General features: G+C 66.2%; 12 protein-coding genes and 1 tRNA gene. 4 read left to right on the top strand and 9 right to left on the bottom strand.

Annotated elements, in window-relative coordinates:
* From jaqu_RS21930 to jaqu_RS03980, 6 genes are all read right to left on the bottom strand, one after another.
* Nucleotides 1–203: transposase (locus jaqu_RS21930; protein ID WP_152626950.1), on the bottom strand; the 203-nt coding region annotated here is incomplete at its 3' end.
* Nucleotides 204–414: 211 nt separating this feature from the next.
* A tRNA-Ser gene (locus jaqu_RS04000) sits at nucleotides 415–504 on the bottom strand.
* Nucleotides 505–553: 49 nt separating this feature from the next.
* Entirely contained in the window at nucleotides 554–1051 is a 498-nt protein-coding gene (locus jaqu_RS03995) for a hypothetical protein (protein WP_052500764.1), read from the bottom strand.
* Nucleotides 1048–1620 carry a L,D-transpeptidase gene (locus tag jaqu_RS03990; RefSeq protein ID WP_043917627.1) on the bottom strand — a complete coding sequence of 191 codons (573 nt, stop codon included), beginning with the start codon at nucleotides 1618–1620 and terminating at the stop codon, nucleotides 1048–1050. Before jaqu_RS03990 ends, jaqu_RS03995 begins: the two co-directional genes overlap by 4 nt.
* Nucleotides 1621–1753: 133 nt before the next feature.
* On the bottom strand, nucleotides 1754–2851 hold the full coding sequence (ychF, locus tag jaqu_RS03985) for a redox-regulated ATPase YchF (RefSeq protein ID WP_043917626.1): 1098 nt from the start codon (nucleotides 2849–2851) through the stop codon (nucleotides 1754–1756).
* A gap of 58 nt (nucleotides 2852–2909) precedes the next feature.
* Nucleotides 2910–3098 carry a hypothetical protein gene (locus jaqu_RS03980; RefSeq protein WP_043917661.1) on the bottom strand — a complete coding sequence of 63 codons (189 nt, stop codon included), beginning with the start codon at nucleotides 3096–3098 and terminating at the stop codon, nucleotides 2910–2912.
* Nucleotides 3099–3190: 92 nt separating this feature from the next.
* Between jaqu_RS03980 and trpA the strand changes: the two genes are divergently transcribed.
* Nucleotides 3191–3982, top strand: coding sequence for a tryptophan synthase subunit alpha (gene trpA / locus jaqu_RS03975; protein ID WP_043917625.1), 792 nt, complete (start codon nucleotides 3191–3193; stop codon nucleotides 3980–3982).
* A gap of 11 nt (nucleotides 3983–3993) precedes the next feature.
* On the opposite strand, the gene yidD is transcribed toward trpA, so the two are convergent.
* Genes yidD through rpmH form a run of 3 tightly spaced genes read right to left on the bottom strand, consistent with a single transcriptional unit; the run spans nucleotide 3994 to nucleotide 4770 of the window.
* On the bottom strand, nucleotides 3994–4224 hold the full coding sequence (gene yidD / locus jaqu_RS03970) for a membrane protein insertion efficiency factor YidD (protein ID WP_043917660.1): 231 nt from the start codon (nucleotides 4222–4224) through the stop codon (nucleotides 3994–3996).
* A gap of 31 nt (nucleotides 4225–4255) precedes the next feature.
* Entirely contained in the window at nucleotides 4256–4579 is a 324-nt protein-coding gene (gene rnpA / locus jaqu_RS03965; RefSeq protein WP_052500765.1) for a ribonuclease P protein component, read from the bottom strand.
* A gap of 56 nt (nucleotides 4580–4635) precedes the next feature.
* Nucleotides 4636–4770 (bottom strand): 50S ribosomal protein L34, encoded by a 135-nt coding sequence (gene rpmH, locus jaqu_RS03960; RefSeq protein ID WP_012177012.1) that lies wholly within the window; start codon nucleotides 4768–4770, stop codon nucleotides 4636–4638.
* 277 nt (nucleotides 4771–5047) lie between these two features.
* Between rpmH and jaqu_RS03955 the strand changes: the two genes are divergently transcribed.
* The 3 genes from jaqu_RS03955 (at nucleotide 5048) to jaqu_RS03945 (ending at nucleotide 8701) form a co-directional block, all read left to right on the top strand.
* The gene (locus jaqu_RS03955) at nucleotides 5048–5794 is read left to right on the top strand and encodes a TVP38/TMEM64 family protein (protein WP_043917623.1); all 747 of its coding nucleotides are present in this window, start codon (nucleotides 5048–5050) and stop codon (nucleotides 5792–5794) included.
* A 44-nt stretch (nucleotides 5795–5838) separates the two neighbouring features.
* Nucleotides 5839–7251, top strand: coding sequence for a dihydrolipoyl dehydrogenase family protein (locus tag jaqu_RS03950; RefSeq protein WP_043917659.1), 1413 nt, complete (start codon nucleotides 5839–5841; stop codon nucleotides 7249–7251).
* A 64-nt stretch (nucleotides 7252–7315) separates the two neighbouring features.
* Nucleotides 7316–8701, top strand: a complete 1386-nt coding sequence (locus tag jaqu_RS03945) for a sensor histidine kinase (RefSeq protein ID WP_043917622.1) — start codon at nucleotides 7316–7318, stop codon at nucleotides 8699–8701.
* Nucleotides 8702–8740: the final 39 nt, after the last annotated feature.

Raw genomic sequence — 8740 nt, 5'->3', positions numbered from 1 at the left:
TCGGGCGCCTTGCTCGCGGCGCCCTTCTCGAACACGCCGGACGCCCCCTCAAGCAAGGCCTTCTTCCACTGGTGGATCAGCGTCGGATGCACCTCGAACCGAGCCGCCAGCTCGGCCACCGTCTGCTCGCCGCGCAGCGCCTCGAGCGCCACCTTCGCCTTGAACGCAGCCGCGTGCCGCTTCCTCTTCGCCATCTCTTCCATCTCCTCCTCGAAGACCAGGATGACCTCAGACCGTAGCTTCCGTCAGTGTCCAATTTCCGGGGAGCACCTCACCGGAGAATATCGGCCCTGAGAGACTGCTTTCGGGCCTCCTCGCACCGGGGCCAGTGCTCAGCTCTTCGCGCACAACCCGCGAAAACAACGGAAAAATCCGGCCGCAGCCTTATCGGGAGAACGCTTTCGCGAGGGCAAGTGGCGGAGACGAAGGGATTCGAACCCTCGAGACGGTTTCCCGCCTACTCCCTTAGCAGGGGAGCGCCTTCGACCACTCGGCCACGTCTCCGTCGACCGCTCTAACCGCACCGCGCTGATGGGGCAAGACGGGCGCAAGATTATTCAGCGGGATGCCAGAGTTTCCGCGCGGGATCCCAGTCGCCGCCAGCCGCAGCTTTCGCGTCTAGAAGTCCCGGCCAGCCATAGGCCCACTCGACTGTGCCCGTGCGACACTCGAACCGAGCGATGTCCTCGCCGCCGCGCGAGACCACGACCCCTCCGAATGTCGGCGGGGCCACCTCGACGACCTCGTCACCCAAAGGCCTCTGAAAGCCGGCAAAAACTTCGTAACGGTGGCCATCCGTCAGAAAGATCGCCGCTTCCCAGATATCTCGACCGATGCCGGGCCACGGCTTGAAACCAAGATCCGTCAGCGGCCGGTCAAGCGTCAGTTCCGGCTTGCCGATCTTCCCGAAGCTGTAACGGGCCGAGCATGCGTCGTAATGCACCGACAGCGCCCGACCGTCCGCGACCGTGCAGGACATGAAGACATCCTCGGGCCCGCAATCCGCGGATGCGGGCCCGGCCGCGATCAGCAGGGCGGCGAGCGCCCTCAAGCGGCCTTCGGATAGAGCAGCACGCGCGATTTCATCGGAACCCGATTGTAGAGATCGATGATCTCCGGGTTGATCAGCCGCGCGCAGCCATTGGACACGGCGCTGCCGATCGTTCCCGGCGCGTTGGTTCCGTGGATCCGCAGGAACGTATCGCCGCGCCCCGGCTGGAAAAGGTAGAGCGCACGCGCGCCCAGGGGATTTTCAGGCCCGCCCGGGACGCCGTCCTTGTATTGCTCGTACTTCTCTGGCTCTCGCTCGATCATCGAGGCGGTGGGGGTCCAGGAGGGCCACTCCTTCTTCGCGCCGACATAGAACTCGCCTGACTCGTAGAGGCCGGGGCGGCCAACTCCGATCCTGTACCGCATCGCCCGCCCACCGGGCATCGTCCAGTAGAGCATGAAGGCATCCGGTAGCACATGGATCTCACCGGGAACGATGTCGGCCCGGGTCGGGACGAGAACCGGATCGAAGGCCGGGCCCCTCGCCGATTGGGCGGACGCGGCATCGGCGCGGAACAATGAAATGGTCGAGGCGGCAAGGCCGGCAGTGAGGAAATGGCGTCGTTGCATGGTCGTCCTCCGGAAATCTGTCATGTAAATAACGCCTCGATCGCGGCTTCGCGACACCCGCGATGCGACAAATCACCTTCACGATGCAGTGAGGCCGCAGTGTGGGCGGCGCGCGAGGGGGTGCGCCGCCCCCTCAGCCGCTGTGCAGGAAATGCAGGACGTCGCCATCCCTGACGACATAGCCCTTGCCTTCCGCCCGCATCTTGCCGGCTTCCTTTGCCTTCTGCTCTCCCCCGAGGGTCACGAAATCATCGTAGGCGATCGTCTCGGCACGGATGAACCCGCGCTCGAAATCACCATGGATGACGCCCGCGGCTTGCGGCGCGAGCGTGCCGCGGGGAATCGTCCAGGCCCGCGCTTCCTTGGGACCGACGGTGAAATAGGTCTCCAGCTTCAGAAGCGCGTAGCCGGCGCGGATGAGCCGATCGAGCCCCGGCTCTTCGAGGCCGAGATCGGACAGGAACTCCGCGGCTTCCTCGTCTGAGAGTTGTGCGATCTCTTCCTCGATCGCGGCAGAGATGACGACGGTTCCGGCGCCTTGCTCCGCTGCCATCCGCGCCACCGCTTCCGAATGGGCGTTCCCGGTTGCGGCCGCCGCCTCATCGACGTTGCAGACATAGAGAATCGGCTTCTGCGTCAGGAGTTGCAGGCCACTCCAAGCCTTCAGATCGTCCGGCGCAACCTCCACAGTCCGCGCGGGCTTGCCGTCTTCGAGCGCGGCCTGCGCCGCCTTCAGAAGCCGCTCCTGCGCGATGGCCTCCTTGTCGCCCCCGCGCAGCTTGCGCACCAGATTGGCCAGACGCTTCTCGATCGACTCGAGGTCGGCGATCATGAGTTCCGTCTCGATCACTTCCGCGTCGGCGACCGGGTCGACCCGCCCGTCGACATGGGTGACGTCGCCGTCCTCGAAGCAGCGCAGGACATGGGCGATCGCATCGGTTTCTCGGATGTTGGCCAAGAACTGGTTGCCCAGCCCCTCCCCTTTCGAGGCGCCCTTCACCAGCCCCGCGATGTCCACGAACGTGATGCGCGCCGGGATCGTCTGCTTGGACTGCGCCATCTCGGCCAGCGTGTGCAGACGCGCATCGGGCACGGACACCTCACCGACATTGGGCTCGATGGTACAGAATGGGAAGTTGGCCGCCTGAGCCGCGGCCGTCTTCGTCAGCGCGTTGAAGAGCGTGGATTTGCCCACGTTGGGAAGACCCACGATGCCGATTGCGAGGCCCATGGCCACCTCCGTCCAGACGTCGCGCGCGCCTTACGCCGCGCGGAGGCGGCATGCAACGTCAGGTGGCGCGATCGCGATTCCGCTCGAAGATGATGATCCAGGCCAGAACGATGAAGGCCGGATGTCCGAGGCCGCCCGAGAAGATGATCGCGGGCACCCAGATCAGGAAAGACACGATCGCGACGATGGGTCGACCGGCCAGCAAGATGGAGAGCGGCGGCAGCAGGAGAGCAAGAAGGTAGTTCATGATGCGCATATGGGGGTCCGCGCGGAATTTGCCAGACGTTGCGCCGCGCAGCCCGCCCGGCTAATCGGCGGAAACGCAGGGAAGAGGACCGCATGAGCCGCATCGCCGCCCGTTTCGAGAAGCTGAAGGCCGAGAACAGAAAGGCGTTCGTCGCCTACGTGATGGCGGGCGATCCGGACGAGGAGACCGCGCGTCAGGTGGTCTGCGGTCTCCCCGGTGCGGGTGTCGACATCATCGAGGTCGGGCTGCCCTTCACCGACCCGATGGCGGATGGGCCGACGATCCAGCTCGCCGGTCAGCGCGCGCTCGAAGGCGGCATGACGCTGGACGGGACGCTCGACACGGTACGCGCGCTCCGCAAGAGCGACGACGAGACGCCGGTCGTCATGATGGGTTATTACAACCCCATCTACTCGCGCGGCGTGGAGACGTTTCTGGAGCAGGCGAAGGACGCGGGCGTGGACGGCCTGATCGTCGTCGACCTGCCGCCGGAAGAGGATGAGGAGCTCTGCCTTCCGGCCCTCGAGGCGGAGATCGACTTCATCCGCCTTGCAACGCCCACGACCGACGATGCCCGCCTGCCGAAGGTACTGCAGAACACGTCCGGGTTCGTCTATTACGTGTCGATCACGGGCATCACGGGGGCCGGAGCGGCGGATGCATCCAAGGTCGCCCCGGAAGTCGCGCGGATCAAATCGGCGACCGATCTGCCGGTTATCGTGGGCTTCGGCATCAAGACCCCGGAGGCGGCGCGCGATATCTCTGCCGTAGCTGACGGATGCGTCGTCGGCTCCGCCATCGTCGAGAGGATCGGCAAAGGCGAAAGTGTCGATGACGTGCTGGCCTATGTCCGGTCACTCGCGGACGGGGCGCATTCCGCCTGAACCCCGCCCGGTCACCGCTCCCGGTCCGGAACCGGGTCGTAGCCGGACCCGCCCCAGGGATGGCACCGCCCGAGCCGGCGAAGAGCCAGCCACCCGCCGCGCAGGCCCCCGTGACGTTCCAACGCCTCCAGCGCGTAGACGGAGCAAGTCGGCTGGTAGCGGCAATTGTGCCCGACCCAGGGTGACAGGACCGCACGATAGGCGTGCACCGGCAGGGAGAGGAGGCGGGCGAAGGGGGTCATCGCGGAGATATGGGGCGCGTCATTGCGCAGATCACCCATGGGCCTTGTCGAGCGCGCGTCGCAGATCGTCCAGCAGGCCCTCCCACTCCCGCGCGGCGGTCGCATCCCTGCGGCCGATCAGAACGTAGTCCCAGCCGGGCTGGCCACGCGCGGGCAGGACCAGCCGCGCCGCCTCGCGCAATCGCCGCTTGGCCCGATTGCGGGCGACCGCATTCCCGACCTTCTTCGAACAGGTGAACCCGACCCCGATCGCCGGGTCGCCGTCCGCCCGGTCGCGTGCCTGCAGAAGGAACGCGCCCGCGGGCACACGCAGCGCGCTGTTCATCTTCAGGAACTGCGCGCGACGCTTCAACACGCGCAAAGACGCCGCAGGCGGGACCTGCGGCGCCGATACTTCGTCCGAAGCTTGGATCAGGCCGACAGCGACTTGCGGCCGCGCGCGCGGCGCGCGTTCAGGATCTTGCGGCCGGCCTTCGTCGCCATGCGCGCACGGAAGCCGTGCCGGCGCTTGCGGACGAGGTTCGAGGGCTGGAACGTGCGCTTCATATCATCTCTCCGGGCCTCACGCGTCCTGCGCCCCGTGGGCGGGCCGCGCGCAAAAACTGGGAAGCCGCCTCCTAGGCGGAGGATCGACGCGTGTCAACGGCAACCGCTCTGCAACAAATCTACGTCGCATCCGTTGCGAAAGGTGTAACATCACCTCGAAAACGGCACTCAACCGTCACGTGTTCTCACGGGTCCGAGAGGGTGGCTATCTCGGCCCAACGCCACGGGGCAAGTCGGGATCAACGCAACCCGCACCCGAATCCAGAGAGCTCCAGCCATGCAAGATACAACCATGCCCCAGACATCGCCTCACGAAACACGGAAGGGCCTCGCCCGCTACCTCCCGCTTGCCGTGATCGGCACGGTCGCCGTGGCGGGGGCGTTCCTCCTGCGCGACTATCTCACCTTCGAGACGCTCGCCGAAAATCGCGAGGCGCTGATCGCCTACCGCGACGCGAACTACGTCGTGACCGCTCTCCTCTTCGTGGCGGCCTATATCGCGATCGTGGCCTTCTCGCTTCCGGGCGCGGCGATCGCGACACTCACCGGCGGGTTCCTGTTCGGTCTGTTCCCTGGCGTCCTCTTCAATGCGGGCGCCGCGACCGTGGGGGCGACGATCATCTTCCTGGCCGCGAAATACGGGCTGGGCGACCGGCTCGCAGCGCGGATGGACGCGTCCGAAGGGACCGTGAAGAAGATCAAGGACGGCATCCGCGAGGACGAGACCTCCTACCTCTTCATCATGCGCCTGGTGCCCGCCGTGCCCTTCTTCGTGGCCAACCTGATCCCGGCCTTCGTCGGCGTCGGCCTGACGAAATACGTCGTCACCACCTTCTTCGGCATCCTGCCCGGCGGCTTGGTCTACACCTGGGTCGGAGCCGGTCTGGGAGAGGTCTTCGCCCGCGGCGAGACACCGAACTTCGGCATCATCTTCGAGCCGCACATCCTGGGCCCGATCCTCGGCCTCGTGGCGCTGGCCCTGCTGCCGATCCTCGTCAAGAAGCTCCGGGGGGCAAAGCAATGAACGCGCTCGATACGACCACCTCAACCGTCGCAGAGGACGCATCGATGCAGGACATCAAGACCGATGTGCTGGTCATCGGCGCGGGATCGGGCGGCCTGTCGGTCGCTTACGGGGCCAGCCAGATGGGGGCGGACGTCACCCTGCTCGAAGGTCACAAGATGGGCGGCGACTGCCTCAACTTCGGCTGCGTCCCGTCGAAGGCGCTGATCGCCGCCGGCAAGCACGCCCATGCCATGACTACCGGGGCGGAGTTCGGCGTGACGCCGGTGGCGCCAGAGATCGACTACGCCGCCGCAAAGCGCCATGTCGCCAACACGATCGCCACGATCGCGCCTGTCGACAGCCAGGAGCGCTTCGAGGGGCTGGGCGTCCGCGTCATCCGCGAGTTCGGCCGCTTTGCGGGCGAGGACATCGTCGAGGCCGGCCCCTACCGGATCAAGGCGCGGCGCATCGTGATCGCCACCGGTTCCTCGCCCTTCGTGCCCCCGATACCGGGGCTGGATGCCGTGCGCCACTATACCAACGAGGACATCTTCGACCTGATGGAAAAGCCGGACCACCTGATCGTGGTCGGTGGAGGCCCCATCGGAATGGAGATGGCGCAGGCGCATGTGCGGCTTGGCTGCAAGGTCACGGTGATCGAAGGTGCAAAGGCGCTCGGCAAGGACGACCCGGAAATGGCGGACGTCGTCCTCAAGCGTTTGCGCGCCGAAGGTGTCGAGATCGTTGAAGAGGCTCAGGTCGAGAAGGTCTCCGGCAGAGACGGTGCGATCACGGTCCACACGCCGAGGGGAGACTTCACGGGCACGCATCTCCTGATGGCGGTCGGGCGGAAAGCAAACGTCGACAAGCTGAACCTCGATGCGGCGGGCGTGAAACACGACCGATCAATCGAGGTCGGTGCCGATCTGCGGACCACGAACAAGAAGGTCTACGCGATCGGCGACGTCGCCGGCGGGCTGCAATTCACCCATGTCGCCGGCTATCACGGCGCCACGGTCATCCGGCCGATCCTCTTCGGCCTGCCCGCGAAGGCGCGGACCGATCACATTCCGTGGGCGACTTATACCGATCCGGAACTCGCCCAGGTCGGACTGACCGAGGCGCAGGCCAAGAAGGAGCATGGGATCCATCTGGAAGTGCTCCGCTTTCCGTATCACGAGAACGACCGCGCCATCGCCGAAGGCAAGACCGAAGGCCTCATCAAGGTCATGGTCTACAAGGGCCGCCCGGTCGGCGTTTCGATCGCAGGGGCGCAGGCCGGGGAGCTGATCGGCCTCTGGGCGCTCGTGTTGGCGAACAAGATGAAGATCAGCCAGGTCGCCGCCATGGTCGCGCCCTATCCGACGCTGGGCGAGATATCAAAGCGGGCGGCCGGGCAGTATTACGTGCCCCGGCTCTTCGAGAACGAGACCGTCAAGAAGGCGGTTCGCTTCGTCCAGAAGTATCTTCCGTAAGAGCGCGCGGGCCTTGCCCCCCGGCACGGCCCGCGCCACACCGATCCCGATGCGACGCGAACCCATGCTTACCAGCCTGTCCGGGCGGTTCCTGATCCTGACCGTCATCTTCGTGATGCTGGCCGAGGTGCTGATCTTCGTGCCCTCGATCGCCCGCTATCGCCTCGACTATCTGACGGAACGCCTGGAACGCGCGCAGATCGCATCGCTTGCCTTGCTGGGCGCGGACGGGATGATCCCCGAAGAGGTCGAGCTGGAACTTCTGGAGAATGCCGGCGTCCTGAACGTCGTCCTGCGCCGGGATGCGGCACGTCAACTCGTTCTCAGCTCAGACCTGCCGCGGCCGATCTCGAAGACGGTGGACCTCCGGGATCCGTCACCCGTGACGCTGATCACGGATGCGCTGACACGCTTCTTCATGCCCGGCGGCGACATCATCCGCGTCATCGGAGAGCCGGCGCAAGGCGGCGGCCTCCAGATCGAAGCGGCACTGGACACGCAGCCGCTCCATCGCGCGATGCTCGAATACGGGCTGAACATCCTGATCCTGTCGGCGGTGATCTCCGCGATCACGGCGGCGTTCCTGTTCCTCGCCGTGAGGCGCCTGATGGTGCAGCCGATCAAGTCTCTGGTGGGCTTCATGATGCGCTACGCGGCGGCGCCGGAAGATGCGCGCCGCATTATCGAGCCCCGGTCGCGGATCCGGGAATTGCACGAGGCGGAGACGGCCTTGCGCGATCTCCAGACCGAATTGTCCACGGCGCTCCGCCAGAAGGAGCGTCTGGCGCAGCTCGGCGGCGCGGTGGCCAAGATCGCCCATGACCTGCGCAATATCCTGACGACGACGACGCTCCTGTCGGACCGCCTCGAAAGCGTCGAAGATCCGACCGTGCAGCGCGTGGCCCCGAAACTGGTCGCCTCCCTGACGCGCGCCGTGAACCTGACCGAGGGCACGCTGGCCTTCGGGCGCGCCGAAGAGGCGCCGCCCCGCCTCGAATACCTCCCCGCCCTGCCCTTCCTGAACGAGATCTGCGAAACCGAGCAGCTATCCGTCGCCGACGGTGGCATCAGGATCGAGGCGGACGTCCCGGCCGCAATGGCGCTCCGGGCCGATCGGGAACAGATGCACCGCGTCGTCGGCAATCTCATCCGCAACGCGCGCCAGGCGATCCAGGCGGCGGGCGCCGTCGGAACGATCCGGGTCCATGCCAGCGAGACCCCCGAAACCTGGGTCATCTGCGTGGAAGATGACGGTCCGGGTCTGCCCCCCAAGGCTCGCGAGAACCTGTTCGAGGCCTTCAAGGGCACGGTACGGAAGGGGGGCACGGGTCTCGGCCTCGCCATCGCCGCCGAACTGGTCCGCGGCCATGGCGGCACCATCGCGTTGGAACGGTCGGACGAGACCGGAACCGTCTTCCGGATCGAGCTTCCGCGCGGGTCCGTCGGCTGAACGGCCCTTCCCCACTTCCGCTGTGCCACCCCCACAGGA

Origin of the sequence: Jannaschia aquimarina (assembly GCF_000877395.1) — a bacterium.
Classification (GTDB): Bacteria; Pseudomonadota; Alphaproteobacteria; order Rhodobacterales; family Rhodobacteraceae; genus Jannaschia; species Jannaschia aquimarina.
Note: the sequence above shows the minus strand (reverse complement) of the source record. Positions and strands in the feature narration are given on the sequence as shown.

Bases quoted from the DNA above. Each gene is read 5' to 3' on its own strand.
- jaqu_RS03990 (WP_043917627.1), bottom strand. From the start codon at position 1,620: ATGCAACGACGCCATTTCCTCACTGCCGGCCTTGCCGCCTCGACCATT.
- ychF (WP_043917626.1), bottom strand. From the start codon at position 2,851: ATGGGCCTCGCAATCGGCATCGTGGGTCTTCCCAACGTGGGCAAATCC.
- jaqu_RS03980 (WP_043917661.1), bottom strand. From the start codon at position 3,098: ATGAACTACCTTCTTGCTCTCCTGCTGCCGCCGCTCTCCATCTTGCTG.
- trpA (WP_043917625.1), top strand. From the start codon at position 3,191: ATGAGCCGCATCGCCGCCCGTTTCGAGAAGCTGAAGGCCGAGAACAGA.
- yidD (WP_043917660.1), bottom strand. From the start codon at position 4,224: ATGACCCCCTTCGCCCGCCTCCTCTCCCTGCCGGTGCACGCCTATCGT.
- rpmH (WP_012177012.1), bottom strand. From the start codon at position 4,770: ATGAAGCGCACGTTCCAGCCCTCGAACCTCGTCCGCAAGCGCCGGCAC.
- jaqu_RS03955 (WP_043917623.1), top strand. From the start codon at position 5,048: ATGCAAGATACAACCATGCCCCAGACATCGCCTCACGAAACACGGAAG.
- jaqu_RS03950 (WP_043917659.1), top strand. From the start codon at position 5,839: ATGCAGGACATCAAGACCGATGTGCTGGTCATCGGCGCGGGATCGGGC.
- jaqu_RS03945 (WP_043917622.1), top strand. From the start codon at position 7,316: ATGCTTACCAGCCTGTCCGGGCGGTTCCTGATCCTGACCGTCATCTTC.